General features: G+C 73.3%; 23 protein-coding genes and 2 pseudogenes. 14 read left to right on the forward strand and 11 right to left on the reverse strand.

Translation table 11 applies throughout. The features are described 5' to 3' along the window. Positions 1 to 5: 5 nt before the first annotated feature. The 3 genes and pseudogenes from ACEXOX_RS15315 to ACEXOX_RS15325 form a co-directional block, all read right to left on the reverse strand. The gene (locus ACEXOX_RS15315) at positions 6 to 734 is read right to left on the reverse strand and encodes a response regulator (RefSeq protein ID WP_406521197.1); all 729 of its coding nucleotides are present in this window, start codon (positions 732 to 734) and stop codon (positions 6 to 8) included. A 249-nt stretch (positions 735 to 983) separates the two neighbouring features. Continuing rightward, the gene (locus ACEXOX_RS15320; protein WP_406526355.1) at positions 984 to 1,418 is read right to left on the reverse strand and encodes a class I adenylate-forming enzyme family protein; all 435 of its coding nucleotides are present in this window, start codon (positions 1,416 to 1,418) and stop codon (positions 984 to 986) included. Between the two features lie 42 nt (positions 1,419 to 1,460). Continuing rightward, positions 1,461 to 2,719: pseudogene (locus ACEXOX_RS15325) on the reverse strand (AMP-binding protein); the annotation flags it as partial. Between the two features lie 222 nt (positions 2,720 to 2,941). Here ACEXOX_RS15325 and ACEXOX_RS15330 point away from each other — a divergent pair. Next, positions 2,942 to 3,415, forward strand: a complete 474-nt coding sequence (locus ACEXOX_RS15330) for a hypothetical protein (protein WP_331787454.1) — start codon at positions 2,942 to 2,944, stop codon at positions 3,413 to 3,415. A 25-nt stretch (positions 3,416 to 3,440) separates the two neighbouring features. Here ACEXOX_RS15330 and ACEXOX_RS15335 read toward each other — a convergent pair. Continuing rightward, positions 3,441 to 4,344 (reverse strand): annotated as a pseudogene (locus tag ACEXOX_RS15335) (Gfo/Idh/MocA family protein). A gap of 409 nt (positions 4,345 to 4,753) precedes the next feature. Between ACEXOX_RS15335 and ACEXOX_RS15340 the strand changes: the two are divergent. The 4 genes from ACEXOX_RS15340 (at position 4,754) to ACEXOX_RS15355 (ending at position 7,630) form a co-directional block, all read left to right on the forward strand. Continuing rightward, a complete protein-coding gene (locus ACEXOX_RS15340) occupies positions 4,754 to 5,683 on the forward strand; it encodes a trypsin-like serine peptidase (RefSeq protein WP_406521199.1) in 930 nt (309 codons plus the stop codon). A 53-nt stretch (positions 5,684 to 5,736) separates the two neighbouring features. Then, complete coding sequence (locus ACEXOX_RS15345) at positions 5,737 to 6,000, forward strand: carboxypeptidase-like regulatory domain-containing protein (protein WP_406521201.1); 264 nt, start codon at positions 5,737 to 5,739, stop codon at positions 5,998 to 6,000. Between the two features lie 57 nt (positions 6,001 to 6,057). Continuing rightward, positions 6,058 to 6,783: a rhomboid-like protein gene (locus ACEXOX_RS15350; protein ID WP_406521203.1), complete on the forward strand. Its 726-nt coding sequence runs from the start codon at positions 6,058 to 6,060 to the stop codon at positions 6,781 to 6,783. Positions 6,784 to 7,027: 244 nt separating this feature from the next. Continuing rightward, positions 7,028 to 7,630: a winged helix-turn-helix domain-containing protein gene (locus tag ACEXOX_RS15355; RefSeq protein ID WP_406521205.1), complete on the forward strand. Its 603-nt coding sequence runs from the start codon at positions 7,028 to 7,030 to the stop codon at positions 7,628 to 7,630. On the opposite strand, the gene ACEXOX_RS15360 is transcribed toward ACEXOX_RS15355, so the two are convergent. From ACEXOX_RS15360 to ACEXOX_RS15370, 3 genes are all read right to left on the reverse strand, one after another. Beyond that, entirely contained in the window at positions 7,606 to 8,181 is a 576-nt protein-coding gene (locus ACEXOX_RS15360) for a lysophospholipid acyltransferase family protein (protein WP_406526356.1), read from the reverse strand. The two genes, ACEXOX_RS15355 and ACEXOX_RS15360, sit on opposite strands and share 25 nt — an antisense overlap. A gap of 100 nt (positions 8,182 to 8,281) precedes the next feature. Next, entirely contained in the window at positions 8,282 to 8,533 is a 252-nt protein-coding gene (locus ACEXOX_RS15365; protein ID WP_406526688.1) for a hypothetical protein, read from the reverse strand. Then, the gene (locus ACEXOX_RS15370; RefSeq protein ID WP_406521207.1) at positions 8,530 to 9,339 is read right to left on the reverse strand and encodes a GNAT family N-acetyltransferase; all 810 of its coding nucleotides are present in this window, start codon (positions 9,337 to 9,339) and stop codon (positions 8,530 to 8,532) included. The genes ACEXOX_RS15365 and ACEXOX_RS15370 overlap by 4 nt, the downstream gene beginning before the upstream one ends. 223 nt (positions 9,340 to 9,562) lie before the next feature. On the opposite strand from ACEXOX_RS15370, the gene ACEXOX_RS15375 reads away from it, so the two are divergent. The 8 genes from ACEXOX_RS15375 to ACEXOX_RS15410 all read left to right on the forward strand — a co-directional run bounded on the left by ACEXOX_RS15375 (position 9,563) and on the right by ACEXOX_RS15410 (position 17,642). Continuing rightward, complete coding sequence (locus ACEXOX_RS15375) at positions 9,563 to 10,885, forward strand: sensor domain-containing protein (RefSeq protein ID WP_406521209.1); 1,323 nt, start codon at positions 9,563 to 9,565, stop codon at positions 10,883 to 10,885. Then, positions 10,849 to 11,496 carry a LuxR C-terminal-related transcriptional regulator gene (locus tag ACEXOX_RS15380; protein ID WP_406521210.1) on the forward strand — a complete coding sequence of 216 codons (648 nt, stop codon included), beginning with the start codon at positions 10,849 to 10,851 and terminating at the stop codon, positions 11,494 to 11,496. Before ACEXOX_RS15375 ends, ACEXOX_RS15380 begins: the two co-directional genes overlap by 37 nt. 124 nt (positions 11,497 to 11,620) lie before the next feature. Continuing rightward, entirely contained in the window at positions 11,621 to 11,866 is a 246-nt protein-coding gene (locus ACEXOX_RS15385; protein WP_030019849.1) for a DUF397 domain-containing protein, read from the forward strand. Positions 11,867 to 11,974: 108 nt separating this feature from the next. Beyond that, positions 11,975 to 13,975 carry a hypothetical protein gene (locus tag ACEXOX_RS15390; RefSeq protein WP_406521213.1) on the forward strand — a complete coding sequence of 667 codons (2,001 nt, stop codon included), beginning with the start codon at positions 11,975 to 11,977 and terminating at the stop codon, positions 13,973 to 13,975. Positions 13,976 to 14,054: 79 nt separating this feature from the next. After that, positions 14,055 to 15,035 carry a metal-dependent hydrolase gene (locus ACEXOX_RS15395; protein ID WP_406521214.1) on the forward strand — a complete coding sequence of 327 codons (981 nt, stop codon included), beginning with the start codon at positions 14,055 to 14,057 and terminating at the stop codon, positions 15,033 to 15,035. Between the two features lies 1 nt (position 15,036). Then, positions 15,037 to 16,131, forward strand: coding sequence for a PDR/VanB family oxidoreductase (locus ACEXOX_RS15400; RefSeq protein ID WP_406521215.1), 1,095 nt, complete (start codon positions 15,037 to 15,039; stop codon positions 16,129 to 16,131). A gap of 88 nt (positions 16,132 to 16,219) precedes the next feature. Beyond that, positions 16,220 to 16,936 (forward strand): TetR/AcrR family transcriptional regulator, encoded by a 717-nt coding sequence (locus ACEXOX_RS15405; RefSeq protein WP_406521217.1) that lies wholly within the window; start codon positions 16,220 to 16,222, stop codon positions 16,934 to 16,936. A 178-nt stretch (positions 16,937 to 17,114) separates the two neighbouring features. Then, on the forward strand, positions 17,115 to 17,642 hold the full coding sequence (locus tag ACEXOX_RS15410) for a GNAT family N-acetyltransferase (RefSeq protein WP_406521218.1): 528 nt from the start codon (positions 17,115 to 17,117) through the stop codon (positions 17,640 to 17,642). 343 nt (positions 17,643 to 17,985) lie between these two features. On the opposite strand, the gene pulA is transcribed toward ACEXOX_RS15410, so the two are convergent. Continuing rightward, entirely contained in the window at positions 17,986 to 20,625 is a 2,640-nt protein-coding gene (gene pulA, locus ACEXOX_RS15415; protein WP_406521220.1) for a pullulanase-type alpha-1,6-glucosidase, read from the reverse strand. A gap of 127 nt (positions 20,626 to 20,752) precedes the next feature. Then, positions 20,753 to 22,165, reverse strand: coding sequence for an alpha-amylase family protein (locus ACEXOX_RS15420; protein WP_406521222.1), 1,413 nt, complete (start codon positions 22,163 to 22,165; stop codon positions 20,753 to 20,755). A gap of 244 nt (positions 22,166 to 22,409) precedes the next feature. Here ACEXOX_RS15420 and ACEXOX_RS15425 point away from each other — a divergent pair, with 244 nt between their 5' ends. Next, positions 22,410 to 22,880, forward strand: a complete 471-nt coding sequence (locus ACEXOX_RS15425; protein ID WP_406521223.1) for a hypothetical protein — start codon at positions 22,410 to 22,412, stop codon at positions 22,878 to 22,880. 177 nt (positions 22,881 to 23,057) lie between these two features. Here the strand turns inward: ACEXOX_RS15425 and ACEXOX_RS15430 are convergent, their stop codons facing one another. Both ACEXOX_RS15430 and ACEXOX_RS15435 read right to left on the reverse strand, forming a co-directional pair. Further along, positions 23,058 to 23,756 (reverse strand): hypothetical protein, encoded by a 699-nt coding sequence (locus ACEXOX_RS15430; RefSeq protein WP_406521225.1) that lies wholly within the window; start codon positions 23,754 to 23,756, stop codon positions 23,058 to 23,060. 870 nt (positions 23,757 to 24,626) lie between these two features. After that, entirely contained in the window at positions 24,627 to 25,280 is a 654-nt protein-coding gene (locus tag ACEXOX_RS15435; RefSeq protein WP_406521227.1) for a maltokinase N-terminal cap-like domain-containing protein, read from the reverse strand. Positions 25,281 to 25,291: the final 11 nt, after the last annotated feature.

A 25,291-nucleotide genomic window follows, 5' to 3' on the forward strand; every position in this document is an offset into this window, starting at 1 on the left:
GGTGCTCACAGCGGTCCGAAGCGGTAGCCGAACCCCCGTACCGTCTGGACGTACGTGGGCGCGCGCGAATCGTCCTCGATCTTGGCGCGCAGCCGCATCACGCACGCGTCCACCAGCCGTACGTCTCCGTAGAAGCTGTGCTCCCAGACCTGTTCGAGGAGCTGCTGGCGGCTGAAGACCTGGCCGGGCGCGTCGGACAGAAAGAGCAGCAGCTTCAGTTCGGAGGGGGCGAGGACGAGTGCGTGGCCGTTCTTGGCGACCAGGAGGGCGGCGCGGTCGATGGTCAGCGCGCCGTACGTCGTGACGGAGGCGCGGGGCGGGGAAGCGGCGGCCACGGAATCCGCCTGCGGCGCCCCGTCGCCGCGCCCCTCCCCCGCCACCCGCCGCAGCACCGCCCGCATCCGCGCCTGGAGCACCTCGCCACCGGCGGGCTTGACCACATAGTCGTCCGCGCCGGCCTCCAGCCCCACCACCATGTCGATGTCGTCGCCGCGCGCCGACAGGATGATGATCGGGATCTGCTGCGTCTCGCGGATGCGGCGGCACACCTCCAGGCCGCTCATGCCGGGCAGCATCAGGTCCAGCAGCACCAGCTCCGGCCGGAAGCGGTCCAGCGCGAGGAGTCCGGTCTCGCCGCTGGCCGCCGTCTCGACCTCGTGCCCGCGGCGGCGCAGCGCGAGATGGACACCCTTGCGTACGGCGGGGTCGTCCTCGATGAGCAGCACACGGGTCATGGGGCGGGGTCTCCGAAGCGGTGGCCGGGCGGACGCTCGTCGAAAGCGTACGGCGGGGACAGGAGCTGACCAGGATGCGTGCTGTTCATGACGTCGTGTCTCGCATGGTGTGAGGAATTGATGACGGACGGGGCGAGCCGCCGGCGGCGGCTTCGGTACGGGGGCGTCCCTGCCACGCGGACCCCGCGCACGACAGCGGCCGCCCCGGCCACGACCGCCCCGCCCCGCCCCGCCCCGCCTTCGGGCCCGCTACCCCTCCACCAGCTCCGCCTTCAGCCGCTTCTTGTCCGGCTTGCCGACCGACGTGAGCGGGATGGTGTCCACCTGGTGCACACCGCTCGGCGCGTACATCGCGCCCTTGTGCGCCACCACGAACGCGGTGATCGCGGCAGGCTCGACCGTGCGCCCCGGTGCGGGGACGACGGCGACGTGCACCTTCTCCTCCTCGTCGGCGGTGCGGACGCCGAAGACCGCGCAGTGCGCGACGTCCGGGTGGGTGTGCAGCAGATCCTCCAGCTCCCCCGGGTAGACGTGCCCGCCCACCACGATGACCATGTCCTTGACCCGGTCCATCAGGTAGAGGTAGCCCGCTTCGTCCAGGTAGCCGACGTCGCCGGTGCGTACCCAGCCGTCGCGGATGACCTGCGCGGTCAGTTCGGGCTTCTTCCAGTAGCCGGTCATCATGCCCTCGGAGCGGACGTACACCTCGCCGCTGGTGTCCGGCGGGAGGCGGTGGCCGTCCTCGTCGCGGATCTCGACCGTCACGCCGGGTACGGGCCGGCCGACGGTGATCTGGCCTCCCTGCCCGGTCCTGCCGTGCTCGTCGGGGCTCATCTCGGTGAGCAGCAGGGCCTCGGACTGGCCGTACCAGCCGTAGAGGACCGGGCCGAGGAGGTCGAGGCCCTGCCGCAGCCGGGCGGGAGAGGCCGGGCAGCCGCCGTAAGTGATGCGGGTGAGGCTGCTGAGATCGGTGGTGGCCAGATCGGGGTGGTCGAGCAGGTGGTAGAGGAGGGCGGCAGCAGCCACATGTGGGTGATGCGTTCGCGGGCCACCGCGGCGAGCACCGCGCCGGCGTCGAAGCCGTCCTGGAGGACGACGCTGCCCCCGGCGGCCAGCGTCATGTCGGCCAGTTGTCCGGCCAGGTGGGCGAGCGAGGTGCAGGCGAGCAGGCGGGGCGGGTCGCCTGCGGAGGTGAAGGAGTACGCGACCGCTTGCGCGTACGGGCGGTGCGCCATCTGGATGCCCTTGGGGACGCCGGTCGTGCCGCCCGTGTAGCGGATGCACCAGTCGTCGTCGGGGCCGGCCGCGCTCTCGACCGTACGGCCCGACGGGCGGGCGGCGGCCGCGGCGGTCAGGTCCTCGGCGTCCAGGCCGCCGAGGGTGCCGGGGTCGCCGGGGGCGAGCAGCAGGACGTCCGGCGCGGCGCCGTCCAGATGGGAGAGCAGTTCCGCGGCGGGCTTGGCCGATTCCGGACCCACGAGAAGCAGGACGGTCTCGGCGCTCTCCACGACGCGCGCCTGGATTTCCGGGGCCTGCCCCTCGTACAGCAGGACGATCCTGGCGCCCAGCAGATTGACCGCGTACCGGGCGGACAGCGCTTCCGGCCGGTTGCCGGACAGCATCGAGACGGTATGGCCGCGCCCGATGCCGCGGTCGGCCAGTTCCGCCGCCGTGCGGTGCACGCTGTCGTGAAATGCGGCGGCGGTGACGTCCCGCCCGTCGGAAGTGGTCAGCACCCGGCGTTCCGGGTGGTCCGCCAGTTCTCGCAGGATGCTTTCGACGTAACTCGTGAACGCTGTCATGAGCTGCGCCTCCTTGTCGTACAGCGCACCGGCGCGCGGCGCGTGGGCGGCGCGGAGTGCGTGCGGATGGGGAAGGGGAATGTGTACGGACGGGGAGCGCGAAGGGCGCGAGCACGACGTTAGGCGCGATCTCTCATGCCTTCCAAGACCAATTCCGGCATGTAGCGATACCCGGGGAGGCATGGGAGGGGGAGCGGGCCGGGGCGGAGACGTTCCGTGCGCGCGGCCCGCCCGGCAGCGGTACGCACATCCCGTCGCCACGCGTTGTCATACCTTCGGCCATTTCTTTCTCCCCCGTTACGGTGAGGAAAGGAACGGACCCGCCGATTAGCCTGGACGGCTCGTCACTCCATTTCCGTACCGCGGCATTGCGGTATCGCGGTATCACCTGGAAGAGAGCCTTTCGTGCGTTCCAACATGTTGTTCGGAGGCGTGTACGGAACGGTGCTCGCCAGTGCGCTGCTGGCCGCCCTGCAGAGCGAGGGAACGCCGTTCACGCCCGTTTACGACGCGCTGTGGGTATTGGTCACGGCCGCCACCGCGGCGCTCGCGCACGGCTACGCCCACCACATGTCCACCCACCGCGGCGACAGCGCGGGCCACCGCTGGTACGCGCTCGGGCACCGGCTGATCGACGAGTGGCCACTCGTGGTCGCCTCGCTCCCCACCGTGGTGCTGCTGCTGGCCGCCGGGGGCTGGGGCTGGCCCGAAGGGCCCACCACGGCGGCCGGGCTCGCGCTCAACGCCACGCTGCTGTTCGGCTGGGGCACGGCCGCCGCGCTGCGGATGGGGTACCGCAGGCGCGGGGCCGCGCTCATCGGGGTGGCCGACGCCGCGCTCGGGTTGCTGATCGCGGTGGCGAACGCGCTGATCAAGTGAGGGGCGCCCGGGCCTCACCCGTCACTCAGGCCCCCGGTCCCGCCCCCAACGCCGCCTCCGCCGCCGCCAGCACCTCCGTCACCCGCAGTCCGAACCGTACGTCGCAGGGGTGCCGTTCACCGGTGCGTACGGCGGTGAGCAGCGCGTCCACGGCGCGCCCGTACGCCACGTCCGGGCCGTCCTGGCGGCCCGGGAGCGCGGTGGTGCCCGAGGTGCCGTACAGCGTGACGGAGACTCCGGAGGCCGCGCGCGGGGCGGTCAGGCTGACGGTCGCCGAGCTCGCCGCGCCGCCCGAGTGCCGCAGCGTGAGCAGCACGGTGTCGCCGGGGCCCCGGGCGGCCGTGACGTGCTCCACATCTCCGAGGACGGGCAGCAGGAGGGACAGCGCGTGCGGGCCGACGTCCCATAGGGCGCCCTTCTCGCGGCGCCAGGGGAGTCCACGTACGGACTGTCGCTGTCGGCCGCGAAGACCGAGCCCAGCCAGTCGGCGTGCGCGGTGAACCAGCCACCGGCCGCGGCCGCCCGGTCGGTCCACTCCCCTCCGCGACGCCGAAGCGCGCGGTGAAGAACACGACGGAGGCGACGCCCGCCCGGTCGGTCGCGTCGGCCACCGCGCGCGCTGCGGCGACGGTGGTGGCGACGGGCTTGTCCAGAAGCAGGTGCCGGCCGGCGTCGGCGGCCCGGACGGCGAGGTCCGCCTGGACGGACGGCGGCAGCGCGACGGCGACGGCGTCGGTGTCGGCGAACAGGTCCTCGGGGGTCGCGTACGGACGGGTGCCGTGGCTCGCGGCCAGTTCGGCGGCGGCTTCCGGGCGGCGTCCCCAGACGCCCGTGAAGGTGACGCCGGGGTGCGCGGCGAGGGCGGGGGCGTGGACGCGCTGTGCCCAGGGTCCGGTGCCGAGGAGTCCGATGCGCAAGGTCGTCGTCATGCCCGCCAGTGTGCCCCGCTGCGCAAGGGCACCTCTGTACGCCGGGCCGCCCCGCACGCCCATCCCCGCCCCCGCCGACGCGTCCGGCACTCCCCCATCCGTGCACCCCCGCACCCCCGCCCGCGCGCGCACGTCGCGCGCGTCGTGGCGCGCCACGCACCGGCCCGCAAGGTCCGGCCGTGCCCGTTCTCCGTGCGGAAGTTCTCCGTGGCCGGGGCGTCCCGTTTTCGGTGGGAATCTCATGCTGACGGCGGGGCACTTCGGGACGGATGACGTAGTAGAGGGCCATCCGCAAGAATTCGCCGCAACTTTCGTTGTCCGGCTCCCGGGACCGCTGTACAAGGAGAGGACTCCATCGAGGAGAACTCCCACAGTGCACCGCGAGACCCGAGAGGCTCGGTGACCCGCAATGCCGATCGAGTTCCACACTGCTGTTTCGAACGAACCAGAGGAGCAGCACGTCGTCCTCAGCGCCGAGGAGCTGGCCGTACAGCAGCCGTCCGAGGGGCCGCAGGGCGACGCGGCCAGGGCGACTGCCGACGGGCTGGAGAACGTACGGGGCTACAACCGTCCCGAGGGCACGCCCGAGCAGCTCTGGCAGCCGCCGACCGCGGTGCTGCCGGACATCGGCGAGGCGTCCTTCGGTCCGCCCCCGGTCGCCGCCGAGACCGTGCACGGCCCGGACGACCGGGTGCAGATCACCGACACGTCCGTGTACCCGTGGCGGGTGCACTGCTCGCTGCTGATCACCGCGGCGGACAACTCCCGCTGGATCGGCACGGGCTGGTTCATCGGCCCGCACACGCTGGCCACCGCGGGGCACGTCGTCTACATCAAGAACAGCGGCGTCGCCGGGCGCGACGGCTGGGTCAAGAGCATCAACGTGATGCCGGGCCGCAACGGCAACGCCCTTCCGTACGGCGTCGTGACCAGCACCAGCTTCCGTACGGTCAACGGCTGGGCCAACAACGGCGACGAGAACTACGACTACGGCGCCATCATCCTGCCCAACAACCTCGGCAACACCACCGGCTGGTTCGGCTTCGGCGTGTGGTCCGACGCGGACCTGCTCAAGACCGTCGGCAACATCTCCGGGTACCCGGGCGACAAGCCGGCCGGTACGCAGTGGTACGACGCGCGCGGCGTCGCCTCCGTCGGCCCGCGCAAGGTGTACTACGACATCGACACGGCGGGCGGCCAGAGCGGCAGCTCCGTCTACCACTTCTACAACGGCGGCCGGTACGGCATCGCGATCCACGCGTACGGCGGCGCGGCCACCAACTCGGGTACGCGGATCACCACGCCGGTGTACAACAACTACGTGTCGTGGAAGGCCTGACAGGCCGCTCGGCAGACCTGACCGACCGGCACCAGGAAACGAAAGGTCCCGGTATGACGGTGATCTCCGGAGTCGTGGTGGACGCGGACGGCCGGCCCGTCCCGGACGCCCGGGTGTACCTCGCCGCGGGCCCCGGGCCCTTCCCGGACGTGGCCGCGCTCACGGACGACGAGGGGCGCTTCACCCTCTCCGCCGGCACCGACGGCGGCTACACCGTCGAGTGCCGGTCGGAGCGGGGCGGCGCGTCACAGGTCGCCGGGACCGCGGTCACGGTGCGGGGCGGATCGGCCGACCCGGTCGAGATCCGCCTCGCCTGAACCGGGGCCAGGGGCCGGTCCGGCCGGTCCGGCCCCTGCCCAGGGATGATGGAGGGCATGAAAGCGCCCTCCGCCTACGCTCCCTGGCTCGCCCCGCTGTACGTCGGCGCTGTCCAGCTCGGCGCGTACGCCACCGCGCGGCTTCCCGCGCAGGAGCGCGCCGAGCTGCTGCGCGCGCACTCCACCAACGTCGACAACCTGCGGGCGGGCCGCTGGCGGACGCTGGCGACCAGCGCCGTGTTCGTGGAGAGCCCGCTGCCCGTCCCGTACGGACTCGCGCTGCTCGCGGCGCTCGGCACGGCCGAGGCGGCGTGGGGCACCCGGCGCGCCGCCGCGATGTTCGCCGCCGGGCACATCGGCGCCAGCATGCTCGTGTACGGCGGGCTGCGGGCGGCCCGCGCGCTGTCCCACAAGGCGGTCACGCCCGACACCGAGCGAGCGGTGGACGTGGGCGCGAGTTACGGCTTCTACGCCACGGTGGGCGCGCTCGCCGTCTCCCTACCGCACCGCGGCGCGCGGGCGGCGGCCACGGCGGGGTTGCTGGCACTGGGCGTCGGTCCGCTCCTGGACCGACGGCGGGACTTCACGGACGCGGGGCACCTGACGGCGCTGCTGCTGGGCATGGGAGCGGGCGCCGCGTTCAAGATCCGCCACCGCGTGGCCGTCCCCCTGCGCCTCCCGTCCCGCACCACCCCGCGCAACCGTCGTACGGCCGCCCCGCTCCCCCGCCGTACGGCCGCCCCGCCGCGCCGTCCGTTTCGTGCCGGTCCGCAGGCCGCGTGAAGGACAGATCACCGGCTGTCTGATTGAATGGGGTCATGGCCAGCCTTACCGACACCGCGACGGGTCGCAGCGACCTCGAGCCCTTCTGGCCGTCCCGGCAGGGACATCACTTCGACCGTCTGTGTTGCCGCGCGCACTGAGCGCGGGCCCGCACACACCTCCCAGACGCCTTCCAGCGCGTCTCCAGCCCTGCCCGCGCGCACGACGTCCACCGACGCCCCTCTGCGCGAAAGAGCTGACGATCATGACGAACGTCCGTACCCTGCCTGCCACTTCCGCCGCCGCCTCCGCGACCGCCACCGCCTCCTCCGTCCCCGCCGTGCCCGGCAGGCAGCGACAGCGCCTGCGCGCCGTGGCACCCGACGAGCTGCCGCCGGTCGCCGAGCTGCTCACCTCCGGGGCGACCTGGCTCCCGGCGCCGCAGCACAGCCTTCCGGCGCTCCCGGGGCAGCCGGCGATGGTCGGCTACCTCGTGCTCGTCCCGGCGGAACAGGTACCGGCCGCGGCCGTACCGCCCGTGTCCGCCGGGGAGCCGGCCCCCGCTCCGGCCACGACCGGTGACGCGAACGTCCGTATCGACCCCGAGCAGCGGACCGTGCACGTCCACGGCCGGGCCCTGGATCTGACGTACCTGGAGTTCGAGCTGCTCGCCCATCTCGTGGCGCACCCGCACCGGGTGCACACCCGCGACCAGTTGGTGACCACGGTGTGGGGATACGGGCACGTCGGCGACGGCCGTACGGTCGACGTCCATGTCGCCCGGCTGCGCCGCAAGTTGGGCGCGGGCCTGCGCTCGTCGATCGTGACCGTACGGCGCGTCGGCTACAAGTACGTACCGAGCGCCTGACCGGCGGTCACGCGGTCTCCATGCTGCCGGGCCGGCCCCTTGACGGTGCCGTTGACGGCCGCGCGGGCGCGTTCCGCCAGTGCGCGCCGGTCGTGCGCGCCGGAGTGCGGGAGCAGCGGCGGGTGCACGGTGACGCGGACCGTCAGACCGCGCGCGCCGACCACCCGCCGTACGGAGGACAGGAATTCCTCGTCACCGAGGAAGCCCGCGACCGTGCTGGGCAGCCCCTGCTGTTCGTAGGCGATGGTCACCGGCCGTACGGGGGCGCCCGCGTCCAGTGCTGCCTGGAAGGTGGCCCGCCGGAAGGCGCCGTACGCCACCGAGCACCAGGTGGTGGCCTGTGGGAACGCGGCCACCGACCGTCCGGAGCGCAGCAGGTCCGCCAAGGAGGCCACGGTGGCGGGCAGGTGCCGCGGATTGTCGCGGTCGATGAAACGGGTGCCGGCGCGGCGGGCGAGGGCGCCGACCAGCGGCCAGTCGCCGATCTCACGCTTGGCGAGCAGGGTCACCGGCTCGACGGCGAGGAGGGCGGGGATGTCCAGCCAGGAGATGTGGTTGGCGACGAAGAGGGTGCCGCGAGGGGCACGGCCGGGACCGAGAGGCCCGCCGGGTCCGCCGCCATGGCCGTCGCCGGGTCCGCCGCCAACGCCGTCACCGTGCCCGCCGCCCTCCCCCTGCCTCCGGCGTCGCCACGACGAGCCGTACGCCGATCGCGCCGAGCACCGCGCGGGCGTGAGCCCGCAGCCGCGCCGGCTCGGCCATCCGCTCGCCGTCGCGCAGCGCGCGGCCCGCGGCGTACGCGAAGGCGGCACAGCGCCGGGCGGCCTCCGTGAACGGAACCCGCGGCACGGCGTGCGCGGCACAGCCGGTCGTGCACTCGGACCGTACGTCCCAGGTGCTCACGCCCGGCTCCCGGACGGCTGGTCCCCCAGGAAGAAGCGGCGGTACCGGTCGCCGAGGCGCTCCATGTCCAGCACGACGAAGAAGTCGGCGACGTCGAACTCCGGATCGTGGGCGGGCGGACCGCAGACCCAGGCGCCGATCCGCAGATAGCCGCGGAGCAGCGGCGGGAGCAGCGACAGGCCCGGCCGCGCGTCCGGTCCCGGCTTTTCGGGGCGCCACGGCCGGTGCGGGGAGACGCTCAGACCGGGCGGCGCGGCGTACCGGGTGCGGCCCAGTTCCCAGGCGGCGGTCGCGGCCGCGCCGCCGTCCCCCAGCGGTACGGAGGCGCAGCCCGCCAGGTAGCGGTGTCCGGAGAGCAGGGTGTAGCGGGCCAGCGCGGCCCACATCAGGTTGATGACGGCGCCGCCGCGGTGGTCCGGGTGGACGCAGGAGCGCCCGGCCTCGATGAGCGAGGGGCGCAGCGCGGCCAGCGCCGTCAGGTCGAACTCGCCGTCGGAGTAGAGGCGGTCGCCGCGTCCGGGCGGCACCAGCCGGTAGGTGCCGACCACGTCGCCGGTCGCGGTCTCGGTGACGATCAGGTGGTCCGCGAGGTCGTCGACGGGGTCGATGTCGTGGCCCGCCAGGGGCGAGTGCAGGGTGGCGCCCATCTCCTCGCCGAAGACCTGGTGACGCAGCCGCTGGGCGGCGCGTACCAGGTCCGGTGTGCCGGCGATCGAGGTCTCGTACGCGGCCGGCGGGACGACCGGTGGGGTGGTCGGCGTGGCGGCTGTCGGGGTGGCGGCGGACACGGTCGCGGGGACGCTCATGGGGCTCTCCGTCCGGGGAAGTCGAGACGTGGTGAGGCCGGCAGGGGGCGCGGATGCGGGAGACCGGGGAAAGGCCGGGGCACCGGGTTCGGCAGGGTGCGGCGGGCACCGGCCCGCGGCGGCCCGCGATGGTGGGGCTGGCTACACCCCTCCCTGGGGGCGAAGCCCAGTGACCTGGACATCTCCACCCGGCAGACTGTTCCCGTGCCCGACGTCCGGGCACGTGAAGCGCAGGGAGCGTACGGATGAGGGTCCGCCGAACACTGGTTGCCGCCGCACGGGGTCGGGGCTCGCCGCCGTCTCGCTGGTGGGGTCGGTCCTGCTCTTCTCGCTCACCCTCACCTCGCTCGCCCTGCTCATGGTGGGCCCCGGCTGGCTGACCACCCCGTGGGTCGTACGGCTGACCCGCCGGTTCGCCGACCACCGGCGGGCGTGGGCACTCGACTGGTCGGGCATCCGCATACCGGCCGGATACCGGCCGCCGCCCGGCCCGCAGCCCGGCCTGCCGGGGGTGGCGCAGCGCTGCCAGCACGTGCTGAGCGACCCGGCGACCTGGCGGGAGCTGCTGTGGCTGCTGGTGGACATGGTGGCCGGGTTCCTCACGGCGCTGCTTCCGGCCCTGCTGATCGTGTTCGGCATCGAGGGGTTCGTCCTCCCGGTACTGGTCTGGAACGGGGTGGACCTCGGCGGCCAGACGTACGGGTTCCTGTACGCCTCGGACCCTGTGCAGGTGGCCTTCATGCCGGTGCTGGGCGCGGCGGCGCTCGCCGCGACCCGCTTCAACCCGGAGCTGCTGGCCCTGCACTTCCGGCTCGCCGCGGTCTTCCTCACCCCGCCCAAGGCGGAGCTGGCCGCCCGGGTGGCCCGGCTGACCGAGACCCGGCACGACGCGGTGGACGCCTCGGCGGCCGAGCTGCGCCGCATCGAACGGGACCTGCACGACGGCGCGCAGGCGCGGCTGGTCGCGATGGGCATGGACCTGGGCACCGTCGAGGCGTTGATCGAACGCGATCCGGCGCAGGCCAAGGAACTGGTCGCCCGCGCCCGTACGTCCTCGGCGGAGGCCCTGTCCGAACTGCGCGACCTGGTGCGCGGCATCCACCCGCCGGTGCTGGCCGAACGCGGCCTGGACGACGCCGTACGGGCGCTGGCGCTGCGGATGCCGCTGCCGGTGGAGGTGACCGGGCGGCTGGGGGGCCGTCCGGAGGCGCCGGTGGAGTCGGCCGCGTACTTCTCGGTGAGCGAGCTGCTCACCAACACCGCCAAGCACGCGGACGCCACGCGGGCGTGGGTGGACCTGGAGCACATCGACGGGCGGCTGCGGATCACCGTCGGCGACGACGGCCGCGGCGGCGTCGTCCTGCCTCCCGCGGATGGCCCGGGGGTGCCCGGCCAGACCGGTACGCACTCCGGCCTGCGCGGACTCGAACGCAGACTCGGTACATTCGACGGCATCTTGGCCGTCAGCAGCCCGGCGGGCGGCCCCACCCTGGTGACGCTGGAGATTCCGTGCGCGTTGTGCTCGCCGAAGACCTCTTCCTCCTGAGAGACGGTCTGATACGGATGCTGGAGGCGTTCGGCTTCGAGATCGCCGCCGCGGTCGACAACGGGCCCGACCTGACGCGGGCGCTGGCCGAGGAGCAGCCGGACATCGCGGTCGTCGACGTACGGCTGCCGCCCTCCTTCACGGACGAGGGCCTGCAGTGCGCGCTGGCCGCCCGCCGTGCCCGGCCCGGGCTGCCGGTGCTCGTCCTGTCCCAGCACGTGGAGCAGTTGTACGCGCGCGAGCTGCTGGCCGACGGCACGGGCGGCATCGGCTATCTGCTCAAGGACCGGGTCTTCGACGCCGAGCAGTTCATCGACTCGGTACGGCGGGTGGCGGCCGGCGGTACGGCCATGGACCCGCAGGTGATCTCCCAGCTGCTGTCCCGGCGGTCGCAGGACCGGCCGCTGGCCCGGCTGACGCCGCGCGAGACCGAGGTGCTGGAGCTGATGGCCGAGGGGCGCTCCAACACGGCCATCGCGGCCAAGCTGGTCGTCACCGAACGTGCCGTCGCCAAGCACACCTCCAACATCTTCGGAAAGCTGGAACTGCCGCCGTCCGACGACGACAACCGCAGGGTCCTGGCGGTGCTGGCCTATCTGGACCGCGGCTGAACCCGCCGGCCCCGGCGGGCTCCTGTAGCACACCTCCGAGGACCGCTGGAAGCTCATCCGGCCACCGCGTACGCTGACGATCCGTACGCAGACCCGTACGGACCGCGAGCGAGGAGTTCACCGCATGAGTGCCGCAGCTGACAAGGAGTGGCTCTACGCCCTCGACATCTCCGACGCCACCTGGCAGCGCGCCCCCGGCGAGTCCGAGGAGGCGGTGGAGATCGCCTTCCTGGAACAGGGCGCGGTGGCCATGCGCAATTCCAAGGAGCCCGACGTGGTGCTGCGGTACACCGAGGCGGAGTGGCGCGCGTTCGTCCTGGGCGCGCGGGACGGGGAGTTCGACCTGGACGTCACACACCGCCCGGGATAGTCCGTACCGGGGCGGGCGGGGCGGGGCGCCGTCCGGGGGCGCGTGGTGACCGACCGGGGCGCGTGGTGATTCAGGTGACCATCCCAGGATTCACTCGTTTCACCGACCGTGGAGCAGCAGCAGGCAACAGCACCCCGTCCGGACGGCCCGCGCCCCGGGTCCGGTGGCGTTCCGGCCGCCTTCGTCGGTGTCGACCAGGCGGAGGCGGCCCTGGTCGAGCACTATCCGCGGCTGACGCGCCTGGCTTATCTGGTGCTGCCGCCCACGCTGGGGCGCAACCGGCGTGTCCTGACGGCGCATTCGGTCGTCCAGCGCGCGCTGCCGCGCAAGGGCGTTCCCGCACAGCCGCATGCTCTGCCGTCCCAGCGCCGCCCCGGCCGGCCGGTCACCGACCCCGGTTACGCGCTGGTACGGCTACGGGTGCTGCGCGCGTCCCTGGTCGCCGAACACCCCCGGGTGCGGCTGCCGTTCGTGCGCCGCGAGGTGCCCGTACCCCCGATGTCGCCGCTGCTGCCGCAGGTCTGGGGACTGCGGCTGTTCCCCCGCTCCGGCGGCATGGACGAACTCACCCTGCACCGCGCCCTGTCGGCGCTGCCCGCAGCGGCCCGCGCGGCGTATGTGCTGCGCGCGCTGGAGGGCCTCGGTGACACGGACGTGCGGGCGGTCCTGGAGGCGGCCGGGGCCGAGGACGTGCGGGGCGCGCTCGCCGCGGCGTCCGGTGCGGCTCCGGCGGCGGGCGGCCGGGACCGGGCACTGCTGGAATCCGCCGAGTTCGACCCCTGCTCCCTCCAGGCCCGGCCCACCGACCTCCTGCGCCGCCGCCGGCACGCGCGTACGGCGCTGGCGGGGGCGGCGGCGCTGGTGTGCGGTGCGCTGCTGACCGTGCCGGGCGGCGGGCGGGGCCCCGATGGCGCCGCGGCTCCCCCGTACACCGAGAACGCGGCAGCGCAGGCCGCCCTGGACCCCGCCCAGGTGACCCGGGCCGCCGCCGGCACGTGGCGGAACGCGACGCGGCGGGGCCTGTCGGCATGGCCTGCCCGGGGAGACCGTACGCACGACCGGGCGCTGCTGCGGCGCGCGCTGGCCGTGTGGGCCAGGCCCGGCCCGGACGTACAGGTCTCGGCCACCCCGGGCACCGCCAAGGGCCCTGCGGCCGGCCCGCCACAGTTGCTCTACGCGGGCGTGGCGGACCGTGCCGCGGTGGTGCTCCTGTACGACGGACTGCGCGTGGTGCGGTATGCGGAACCTGCGGACGGCTCCGACGGGACGGGCGGCGCGGTGCTGGACCTCGCCCGTACGGACGGCGCTGACGACTCCTCCGCCACCGCCCTGGTGCTCAGCCGTACGGACAGCAACGTCCGCTACCTGACCGCCCCCTGGACCGGGCGCACCGAGCTGACCGACCTGCTGGAGCCCACCGGCGCGGCCCGCCCCCTGCCCATCGGCGAGGACGGCACGACCGGCCCCGTACCGTCCCCCGCGCGCGCCACCACCTGCACCGCCTGGCAGGCCCTGCGGATGGACGGCCACCTCTTCACCGACCTCGGCGAACTGCTCCCGGCCCGCCTGACGTCCGGGTCACCGGACCGGCCCGGCGACCCGGACGGACCGGACGGCGGACCGCAGGCGCGTACCGCCTGGGCGCGCACGGCGTGCCACCTCGGCGGGCTCCGCGGTCAGGGCGTCCGTACGGTCAACTCCTGGACGTTCGCGCAGCAGCGGTTGCCCGCCGGGGGCGGGACCGCGACGTGGGTGTGCACGCGCGCCGAGACCTGGCGGGGCGCGGGCAGCCGTACCTTCGCGCAGGTCCAGACACCACCTACGGGCGGGCAGGGGTACGCACCGGGCACGGTGGTGGCGCGTTCCGAGGGCGGCCCGGGATGCGGCCCGCGCGAGCCGTGGGCGCTGGCCGGGGTGGTGTGGAAGGCGCCCGGCGGACAGTGGTGGCTGGTGGCCGCAGGCAGCGGACAGCTCACGGAGGTCAGCGCGAGCGGCGGGACCACCGGCCGTGCGGCGGGCCCGCAGCTGGCCGTACCGGCCGCGGCGGGCGCCCGGGCCGAGCTGTCGGGGCGGCTGCGGAGCGGGGAGCGGGTGCGGGGGCTGCGATAGCCCGACGGTGCGCGCGGCCCCGCGGATTTTCCGGCCCGAAGCCTGTTGCCGATTTCGTACCCGCCAGTACATTGACGCCATGTCTAATACGGCCTCGTTGCGGCCCCGGCCGGTCGCCTCCGAGCACACCCCGCTGAAAGCACGCGACGTCGCCTTCGACTGGGCGGACACCCCCCTGCACTGGATCCCCGGCGACCCGGACAGCACCCACACCATCAACGTGCTGCACCTGCTGCTGCCCGCCGGCGAACGCTGGTTCGTGCACGTCTACAAGCAGGTGCTGCCGCAGATCCGGGACGCCCGGCTGCGGGAGGACGTGATCGGGTTCATCGGCCAGGAGGCGATGCACTCCCAGGCGCACGACGACGTGCTGCCGCACCTCAAGCGGCTCGGGCTGGACCCGGCCCCGTACACCGCGCAGGTCGACTGGCTCTTCGAGAAGCTGCTCGGCGACCGTCCCCCACTGCTCAACGCGTGGGCGGTGCCCCCACTGCCGCCGGGCCGGGCGGGCCAGTGGTGGCTGATGGAGCGCGTCGCGATCATCGCCGCGATCGAGCACTACACGGCGTTCCTCGGGGACTGGGTGCTCAACGCGGAGGCGCTGGACGCCAGGGGCGCCGATCCGACGATGCTGGACCTGCTGCGCTGGCACGGCGCCGAGGAGGTCGAGCACCGCTCGGTCGCCTTCGACCTGTTCACGCACCTGGACGGCGGATACCGGCGACGGGTGCGGACCTGGGCCACCGCGTTCTCCGCGCTGGTCTTCCTCTGGCAGCGCGGCACCCGCTTCTTCATGGCGAACGACCCCTCGCTCCCGGACGGCAGGGCCAGCTTCAGGGAGTTCTTCCGCGCGGGGCGGCAAGGCGTACTGCCCGCCCCCGGCGCCATGGCCCGCTCCATCCCCCAGTACCTCAGCCGGACCTATCACCCCTCGCGGTACGGCAGTACCGAGCAGGCCGCCGCTTATCTCGCCGGCTCCCCCGCCGCGACCGCCGCCGAGGCCCGCCCGGCGAAGCAGCCGATGAACCAGCCGACAGAGCACCCGACAGGAGCCGCCTGAGATGCCGTCCCTGCCCCGGATACGTACGGTCCTGGTCGCCGCCGGAGCCGCGCTGGTCGTCCAGCGGGCCCTCCGGCGGCGCATCGGCCGGTCGCCGCTGTGGCCGATGCCCGCGCTGGAACAGCCCGTCTCCGGCCAGGGCCGGAACCGCTCGGGACCCCTGCGCCTGCTGGTCGTGGAGCGCGCGGAGGAGGCCGAGGGCGTCGTACGGCTGCGCCTGGAAGGCGACGGCCTGCCGGGCTGGGAGCCCGGGGCCCACCTCGACGTGGTGCTGCCCTCCGGCGCCGTACGGCAGTACTCGCTGTGCGGCAGCCCCGCCGACACCGGCTCGTACACGATCGCGACACGGCTGATCGAGGACGGCCGGGGCGGATCGCGCGAGGTGCACGAGCAGTTGCACGAGGGCACCACCGTCGAGGTGCGCGGGCCGCGCAACCGCTTCCGGCTGGAGGAGTGCCACGCCTACCTGTTCATCGCGGGCGGCATCGGCATCACGCCGATCCTGCCGATGCTGCGGCAGGCCGAGTCCGAGGGCGTGCCCTGGCGGCTGGTGTACGGCGGGCGGTCGCGCGCGTCGATGCCGTTCCTGACGGAGATCGAGAAGCTGGCGGGCGCGGCGTCGGACCGGGTGACGGTGGTCGCCGAGGACGAGGACGGGCTGCCGGACCTGGCGGGCGCGCTCGCCGACGCCCCGCCACACGCCGCCGTCTACTGCTGCGGCCCTGATCCGCTGATGGACGCCGTGGCCGGGCTGCTGCCGCAGGGAGCGCGCGGGCTGACCCTGCACACCGAGCGGTTCGCGCCGGCCGCCACGCCGGCGCCGGGCGAGAACGCGGAGTTCGAGGTGGAGCTGCGGCGCACCGGCCGCACGGTCACCGTCCCGGCGGACGGCAGCGCCCTGCGCGCCATTCGCGAGCAGGCCCTGCCGAACCTCCCCTACTCCTGCGAGCAGGGCTTCTGCGGCACCTGCCAGCAGCGGGTGGTCTCCGGCGAGGTCGATCACCGCGACGAGCTGCTGACCGACGCCGAGCGGGACGACTCGATGCTGATCTGCGTCTCGCGGGCCCGCGGGGAACGCCTGGTGCTCGACCTCTGACGTCCGCCCGCCGGGCCGGGCCGGTCCCCGCCGTCCGGCCCCCGGTCGCTCGATTCCGCGGTGCCTCCCCGGTGGTTAGGGTGTGCGCATGACCAACGGGGCGCGCCGCAGGATGGGTGTCGAGGAACGACGCGAGCAGCTGATCGCCGTGGCGCTCGGCCTGTTCAGCCACCGGGCACCGGAAGAGGTCTCGATCGACGAGATAGCCGAGGCGGCGGGCATCTCCCGGCCGCTGGTCTACCACTACTTCCCGGGCAAGCAGAGTCTGTACGAGGCGGCGCTGCGCCGGGCGGCCGACGAACTGGCCGCCCGTTTCGTGGAACCGCACGAGGGGCCGCTCGGCGCCCGCCTGCTCCGCGTGATGAAACGGTTCTTCGACTTCGTCGAGGAGCACGGGCCCGGCTTCTCCGCGCTGATGCGCGGCGGCCCGTCCATCGGCGCCATGGAGGCCGTGGGATCGGGCCGGACGAGCGCGATGATCGACGGGGTGCGCCAGGCCGCGTACGAGCAGATCCTCTCCCACCTCGGGGTGGAAGGGCCCGCTCCGCGGACGGAACTGGTGGTCCGCTCCTGGATCTCGCTCGCCGAGACCACCGCGCTGATCTGGCTGGACAGCCGCGCCATTCCGCGCGGCGAACTGGAGCGCCAGCTGGTGCACGACTTCGCGGCGCTGGCGGCGGTGAGTGCCGCGTACGACGAGGAGATGGCCGGGGTCCTGGGGCGGGTGCTGGCCGGGGAGCCGTCCGACGGGCCGTTCGGCGATCTGCTGACCCGGCTGCTGGCGCTGGCGCCACAGCCGTCCTGACCACAACCGTCCTGAGCACAGCCGTCGGGACCACGGCCGTCCTGACCACAACCGTCGGAACCACGGCCGTCCTGACCTCAGCCGTCGGAACCGCAGCCGTCGGAACCGCAGCCATCCTGACCTCAACCGTCCTGAGACGGACGAGCCCGTTCCGGTACCGCTGGGGCACAATCCGCGCATGGAGATGATCACCTTCCGCCGCGCCGCGGACACCGACGCCGACGTGGCCGCCCTCGTCGCGCTCTACGACGGCGCCGCCCGCTGGATGCAGGGCCGCGGGATCAACCAGTGGACGCCCGGCGAGCGGGACGCGGAGCACTTCCGGCTGCGGATCAAGCAGGACGAGGTCTGGTTCGCCGAGGTGGGCGGGGAGATCGCCGGGGCGTGGGAGCTGTGGTGGCAGGACCTTCCCGCGTGGGGCCCGCAGCCGCCCGTCGCGGGCTATCTGCACCGGCTGATGGTCGACCGCGACCGGGCGCCGGCGGGCACCGGCCGCGCGATGCTGGCCCGTGCCGAGCGGCGGATCGCCGAGGCGGGCCGTCCGTTGAGCCGCCTCGACTGCAAGTCGAGCAATCCGCGCCTGCGGCCGTACTACGAGAGTGCGGGCTACCGGGCCGTCGGCGAGCAGCGGGCGAAGGAGGGCTCGGACGGGAGCCGGTACACCGTCACGCTGCTGGAGAAGCAGCTGCCCGGACCTGGGGCGTAGGCGCGGGCGCAGGGAGCGCACAACCGGCGCACTTCACCAGCGCGCGCCGGTCCGCCGCGCAACCGATGCGGGTTGTACGGCCCTTTGTCCGGCGCCGCCAGGGCTTTCGGACAATTCCCGGACGGCGCACAGTGGTGTCACCGGGGCCTGAGGGCACGGGATCACGGGGGCCCATGGAGTCCGCTCCGGCGGACGGATGGGGGAACCATGGGGGACGGTCCACGGGGGAAACAGGCCCCGGAGCCGCCATCGGCGGATGGGTCGTCCATGGGCAGGGCGGCCCATGGACGACCCGACGACGCGGCGGCGGCGCGAGGCGGCCGCCCATGAGTGGCGCGGCCGCTCACCGCGCGGCGAACACCGCGACCGTACGCGCCGGGACGCCGAACGTCCCCGTCCGCTTCTCGTACGAAGCCGTCTTCACCACCGGGTCAGCGCCGCGCGCCTGTACACGGTGCAGCCCGTACCGCCGGCCCGCGAGCGACGGCAGGTGCTGGAGCTGCCGCTGCGGCGTCGCGTTGAAGACCACGACCAGTTTGCCGAGCCGCATGGTCACGACGCCGGGTGTCTCTTCCCTCCCCGACAGCGGGAAGGAGAGCGCGTCCTGTACGGCGTCGGCGCTGTCGAGCCCGAAGGCCGGTTCGGTGGCGTGGATGCGGAGCAGGTCGCGGTAGGCGGCGGAGGTGGCGGTGATCTGCGGGCAGCCGGGGCGCAGGGCGGGGTCGGCGAGCAGCGGCCGGGCGTACGGCCATTTGTCCTTGTTGTCGGCGGCGGGCGGCAGGCCGCGGCCGAAGCCGTTGCCGTCCCGGCAGTTCCAGTGCAGGGCGTTGAACCAGTCGCCGCTGTCGTGCGAGTTGCGGTCCAGCGACTTCGACCGGAGCAGGTCGCTGCCCGCCTGGGAGAGGGCCGGGCCCTGGGAGAGCGCGGCGGTGGCCAGGGCGACGACCTGCATCCGGGCGCGGTCGGTGGCCGAGGTGTCCTGCGGGAGTTTGTAGGCGAGGGCGTCGTAGAGCGTCTCGTTGTCGTGGGCGTCGGCGTAGGCGAGGGCGTCGCCGGGGGCGGCGGCGTACCCGGCCGGGGCGCCGTTGTAGTCGACGTCCGATCCCTTGACCGTACGGCCGGAGGTGTCGGTGAAGGTGTAGTCGGCGAGGTTGCCGGTGAGGCCGACCTTGAGCAGGTCCTGGTAGTGGAGCAGGCGCGCGCGCTGTTCGGCCGGGGTGCCGTTGGCGGGCGAGGCGTTGGGGTCCGTGGCGAGGCCGGAGGCGAAGCCCTGGACGCGCGGGTCCGGGTCGAAGGGCCCGCCGCCGCGTACGGCGTCGCGCGCGCGGTCGTTGAAGGTGGCGATTCCCGTCCCAGCCATGTTCCGCTGGGTGGCCTGCACGAAGCGCGCGTCGTCCGCGACCTCGCCGAAGTTCCAGCCTTCCCCGTACAGGACGACCGCCTTGCCGTCCACTCCGTCCTTGGCGGGGGTCAGCGCGTCCAGGGCCTTGCGTACGGCGAGGATGTTGGCCTTCGGGTGGTGTCCCATCAGGTCGAACCGGAAGCCGTCGATCTTGTACTGCCGGGCCCAGGTGACGATCGAGTCCACGACGAGCCGGCCCATCATCCTGTGCTCGGGCGCGGTGTTCGCGCAGCAGGTGGAGGTGGCCACGGAGCCGTCGTCCAGCAGCCGGTGGTAGTAGCCGGGCACGATCCGGTCCAGTACGGACAGGGCGTGCTGGCCGCTCGCGGCGGTGTGGTTGTAGACGACGTCCATGACGGCGCGCAGTCCGGCGCCGTTCAGGCCCTGCACCATGCGGCGGAATTCGCCGGTCCGGGCCCGTGGCGAGTCGGGGTCGGAGGCGTACGAGCCTTCCGGCACGGTGTAGTGGAACGGGTCGTACCCCCAGTTGTACGCGTCACGCGCGGCGGCCTTGCCCACGCACTCCTGCTGCCGCTCGGAGTCGGCGGGCAGCGCCGCCAGATCGCAGTCCGGGCGGGCCTGCTCGGAGCGCCGTTCCGGGATAGTCGCGATGTCGAACGCGGGCAGCAGGTGGACGTACGAGGTGCCGGCGTCGGCGAGGGCCTTGAGGTGCCGCATCCCGTCCGAGCGACGGTCGGTGAAGGCGAGGTACTGGCCCGGGTGGCGCGAGGTGCGGTCCTCCACGGAGGAGTCCCGGATGTGCAGCTCCTGGATGCGGGCCCGGTTCAGCGGCACCGCGGCGGGCTTCTTGAGCCGGTCCCAGCCCTTCGGCGCGAGGCGCGGGTCGGCGAGGTCGACGACGAGGCTGCGGGTGGAGTCGGCGGTGAGGGCGGTCGCGTACGGGTCGGTGACCTTGTTCGTGACGAAGCGGCCGGCGGTGGGCGCCCAGACGGTCACGACGTACCGGTACGGCTTGCCCGCCCAGCCGCGCGTGCCCCGCGCCTGCCACACGCCGCTCGCGTCGTCCCGCCGCATCGGGACCGTACGGCCGTCGAGTTCCAGCGCGACGGTGCGGGCGGTCGGCGCCCAGACGGAGAGGGTGGGGCTGCCGCGCCGGAAGACCGGGCCGAGCGGCGCCGTGGCCGCGGCCGGGCCGTACAGGTCGTCCAGTACGCCGGGGAGCTGGACGCCGGTGCTGACGCGCCGCCCGTCGGCGTCCGGCTGGACGGCGACGAGCCGGTCGCGCAGCGCGGTGAGGGTGAACTTCCGGTCGCGCGGGTCGACGGCGAACGCCGGGAAGTTCCTCAGATGCGGGTACGCGGCCTGCTCGTCCGGGGTCAGGGCGCCGGGCGTGAGCCGTATCCGCCGTACCCCCTGCCCCTCCCCCTCCGCCCCGAACTCCAGCTGGGCGTCCGCCCGTCGGGCGCCTTTCCAGACCACGGTGTCGCGGTCGATCCACTGGGCCGCCGCCGTGGCGGGAGCCGGTGGCGGTGCGGCGTTCGCGGAAGGCGGGGCGGGCAGGACCGCCGCGCACAGGGCCATGGCCACAGCTGCGACGGTACGGCGGAGGGTGCGCCTCACGTAAGGACTCCTTCAGGACGTTCGGTACGTGCGAGGCGGGCCGGGGGTGGCTGACGTCCCCGGCCCGCCGCCGCCTCGGGCCTCGGTCCTCGGACGTCGGGCGTCGGGCGTCGGGTGCGGGTACGGGTCAGCCGCAGCTACGCGCGCCGACGTGCAGCGCGAGCGCCGTGTTCGGGGCGAGGGTGGCGGTGAAACGCCCGTCGCCGCCCACCGTCACCGGCTTGCGGCTCTGTACGTCGCAGTACGTGCCAGCCGGCAGCGCGGTCTGGAACGTACGGGTCAGCGCGCTGCCCTCGTGGTTGACCACGGCGTAGCCCTTGTCGCCGCGCCCGAAGGCGATGGCGTCGTTGCCGTTGTCCCACCAGTGGGTGACGGGCGCGCCCTGGGTCGCGTTGCGGAAGCCGACCATGGCGCGAATCTCGGGCCAGTTGTGCTGGCACTTCCAGCCGTCCTGCCAACAGGCTGTCACCGCGCCCCCGTTGGGCGGCCCGGCATCGTGGCCGGAAAACTCGTACCCCGAATGGACGTCGGGCGCCCCGTACGGCCAGGCCAGCATGAAGACGTTGGCGAGGGTGTAGTCCGCGCCGTCCTTGTAGCTCAGCGTCGAGCCGTTGCGCTCGGTGTCCCAGTTGTCGACGAAGACCCCGGCCTGCGCGGAGGGCAGGTAGGCCCAGCCCTCGCCGAAGTTCTTCAGATAGGCCAGCTTCTCGTTCTGGAACACGCGCTTGAGGTCGCGGCCGTACCGGAATTCCTGTACGTCGCCGTTCCCCAGGTACTCGGCCGGGGAGACGGCTTCGCCCTCCCCGTGAATCGCTTCCTGCTTCCAGTAGACGTAAGGATTCTTCAACTGCCGCTTGATCGCGGCGAGATCCTCCGCCGGCATGTGCTTGGCCGCGTCGATCCGGAAGCCGTCCACGCCGAGCGACAGCAGGTCGTTCAGGTACGCGGCGATCCGGGACCGGACGTACGGCTCGCCGGTGTCCAGGTCCGCCAGGCCGACCAGTTCGCAGTGCTGCACGTTCCAGCGGTCGCGGTAGTCGGTGATCTGGCCGGTGCAGTCGTCCATGTCCTGGCGCTGGTAGGTCCCCGGGTAGTCGTACTTCGTGTACGGCGAGCCGCCGGTGCCCGTGCCCGAGCCGGCCGCCATGTGGTTGATCACCGCGTCCGCGATCACCTTGACCCCAGCCGCGTGGCAGGCGTCCACCATGTTCTCGAAGGCCGCCCGGTCGCCGAGCCGCCCGGCGATCTTGTAGCTGACGGGCTGGTAGGAGGTCCACCACGGGCCGCCCTGGATGTGCTCGGTGGCCGGGGACACCTCCACATGACCGTAACCGGCGGGCCCGAGCGTGGTCCCGCACTCCTTCGCGACCGACGCGTAGCGCCACTCGAAGAGTTCGGCGGTGACGTCCTTGGTCCCGGGCGGCGCCGCGTGCGCGGGCTGCGGCGGCGGGGCGAGAACGGCCGCCGCCGCACCGGAGAGGAGCGCGAGCACGGCGGCCACGGGTCTGCGCGCGGGTCGCCTGCGGCGGGTGGGGGCCATGGTTCCTCCTGAGGGGTGGGAGGTGTTCAGCCGTTGTTCTATCCGCCGCGCTTGATGGGTGCAATAGTTTGCGCAAGAGATTGCAACGACGCTACGGCGGCACGACGTGCCGGCACCACGGCGCGACGGCGGTCCCCACCACCAAAGCGCGGCGCCCGGCGGGGTGTACAGCCCTGAAGCCGCACGCCCTGCCGGGCGCGGATGTTGATGGTGCTCCCGATGGAGCGCCGGTACCGTCGGTGGCATGGGGGATGACATACAGCGCCGGGACATCGACGAGAAAACCGTCACGAACGTGTTCAGCGCGGAGGTCAACCACGGACTGGTGATCCAGACCGGCTCCTTCGAGGGCGACCTCCATGTGCACACACCGCCGGAGCGGAGCGCCGAGCAGGAATCCGCCATGGCGGAGATGCGGCAGCACCTGGAAGCCCAGGAGGAGGCCAGGCGGGAGGCCGAGTGGCGCAGGGAACGGGAACGTCAGCGCCGGCTACGCAGCCAGGACATCGCGAGCGCGCTGCACGCCCAGGAGGAACGGGTGCGACCCGTAAGGGTGGTGGTGCCCGTGGTGGCCGCCGTACTGATGCTCGTCCTGCTCCTGGTCGGGAACTTCTCCGCCGTCACTTTCGTCGGAGTCGCCCTGTGCGTCACCTGCGCGGCCGTCGCCCGCCACGCCCCCGCCTCGTTCCTGGAGAAATTCCTCGACGCCAAGTGATCCCGACGGGCGGACGGCATCCGGAACGCGGAGAGTCCGCTGCTTCGGAGCAGCGGACTCTCTCAACACCACGTCGGCGGAACGATTCCCCGCCGGAAGCCGGAAGCCGGAAAGCGGTCAGCGGGTCCCTGAACTCCGGACCGCAACGTCCCGAGCTGCCCCGACGAGCACCGGTGGCTACGCGTGGGCGCTGATCACACCACCGGTGCTGAGCACGATGGGCACCCCGTTGGCGACGAGCCCGGCGTCCTGCTGGTCGGCCTCGACCGTGCCGTACACCACGCCTCCCCTGCCGAGGATCTGCGCGCGGTAGTGCAGTTCGCCGACCTTGGTGACCTTGGCCGTCCAGCCGCCCGCCAGCTTGAAGGTGCCCGGCCCCTGATGGCCGCCGCCCATCCAGGAGTGCACCTTGCCGTCCAGCGACAGCACGACGAACATGTCGTTGGCGTCCAGACCGGCGTCACGCTGGCTGGTCTCCAGCGTGGCGAGGACGTCACCACGGGCGACGATCTTGGCCCGGTAGTGCTGGTCACCGAGCTGTCGGATCTCCGCCTTGCTGATGCCGTCCGCCAGGGGCACGGTGCGGACCGGGGCCCCCGCCTTGGGCCGGGCGGCCTGCGGGCCCACGGCACCGGCCTTGCCGTCCGCCGCGGAGGCGGCGCCCGCCTTGACCTCGGCCCCCTGCGGCCCTGCGGACGACCCCGCGTCGCGGGACTCGGCCACCGTGCCCATGTCCGTCTGCCCCGCGGCCTTGGTGCCGGTGGCATCCGAGCCGGAGCAGGCGGTCAGGGACAGGCCGGCCGCCGCGACCAGGGCCGCGGCGGCGACCCGCAGCGTACGGCGACGGGCGGTGCGGACGGTGGTGCTGGCGCTCATGACGAACCCCCGGGGGCAATCGGTGACGTGGTGTCTGCTCGGTACGTCACCCACTCTGTCCGGGGCCACTAGCGCAGTACTGCCGCTCCGCTAACACCCGGCTAACACGGCTGCGACGAGCGACGGGGTGCCGGGCCGGACCGCGGAACCCGGCCGCGCGGACAACCTGACCCGAACCGTCGTTGTCCGCGCCCTGCACCGGCAGTTGCATGGAACGCGCCTCTGACGCCCCGCGGAAGGACGGTGAGTGCGATGGCCAACGACGCCCTCGACCGCAAGTTCAGCATTCTCTTCGACTGGTTCGACCGCACCGAGGACGGCTGGCTCACCCACGCGGACTTCGAGGTGATGGCCGGGCTGTTCCTGGCGGTGGCCCGCCCCGGGGACCACGAGAACCGGGCCGCGCTGCGCGAGGCGTTCGGCAGGTGGTGGGAGATCCTGCGCGCCGCCGGCGGCACGGACGACGAAGGCCGGGTCGGCCGCCGGCCGTTCATCGACCTGATGCGCTCGCACGTCACCGACCCGAAGACCTTCGAGCACGTCGTGCTGCAGATCGTCGACGCGCTCATGCAGGCCCTCGACACCGACCGCGACGGCGTGCTCAGCACCGACGAATACGTCCGGATGTACGAGGCGCTGCACATCCCCCGGAGACCTCGGGCCCGGCCTTCCAGCGGCTGGACCGCGACGGCGACGGCGTCATCAGCCACGCCGAGTTCCGCCAGGCCATCGAGGAGTTCTACCTCAGCCCGGACCCGGACGCCCCGGGCAACTGGCTGCTCGGTTCGCCGCTCGGCGGGTGAGCGCGGTCGTCGCGGCCTTCAGGGCCTGCACGGCATCGCGCGCGTCCGGCGCCGTCGGTCCGACATCTCACGCCCCCTCATGCACCGTCAAGAACACCCCCCGCACCCGCTCCCCCGACGCCTCGGTCCACGTCGCGCTGATGTGGCCCGTCGTGGCCCCGCCGTCGCTCTCGTCCGGTGTCAGGACGCGGTGGACGCGCAGGAGCAGCGGGTGGGTGGAGCGGACGAGGATGTCGGTGGCGGACGGGCTCTGGGTCACGGAGGCAGGGGCCTGTACGGCGCTGTGGTCGGTGCCCGTGAGTCGGGCCTGGACGGTGGGGTCGAGGGTGTCGCTGACGCTCTGGGCGTGGGCCTCGGCCTGGCCGGTGAGGAGGGCGAAGAGCTGGGCCACCAGGACCGGGTCGTGGGTGCCGTCGTAGGCCCAGCGCTTGCCGAGTACGCCGTGTTCCAGGGTGCCGATCAGTGCGTGGTCGGCGCCGGGCAGCGGTGCGCCCCGGTAGGTGAGCGGGACGTGGTAGCGGACCGGTGCGGCGCCGGAGGAGTCGGTGGCGACCATGAACTCCATGCCGACCTCGCCCTCCGGGTCGTCCAGCCGGAAGCCGCCGGCCGTGGTCAGGTCCGGGGCGGCACCGTCGCCCGCGTACCAGGACTGGGCGGGGAGCCAGCGGGCGAGGAGTTCCAGCTTGGTGGGCGAGAGGGTGGTGTGGTGGATGACGGCCATGGTCAGGCACC

The sequence above is a fragment of the Streptomyces sp. Ac-502 genome (assembly GCF_045222935.1).
Lineage (GTDB): Bacteria > Actinomycetota > Actinomycetes > Streptomycetales > Streptomycetaceae > Streptomyces > Streptomyces monomycini.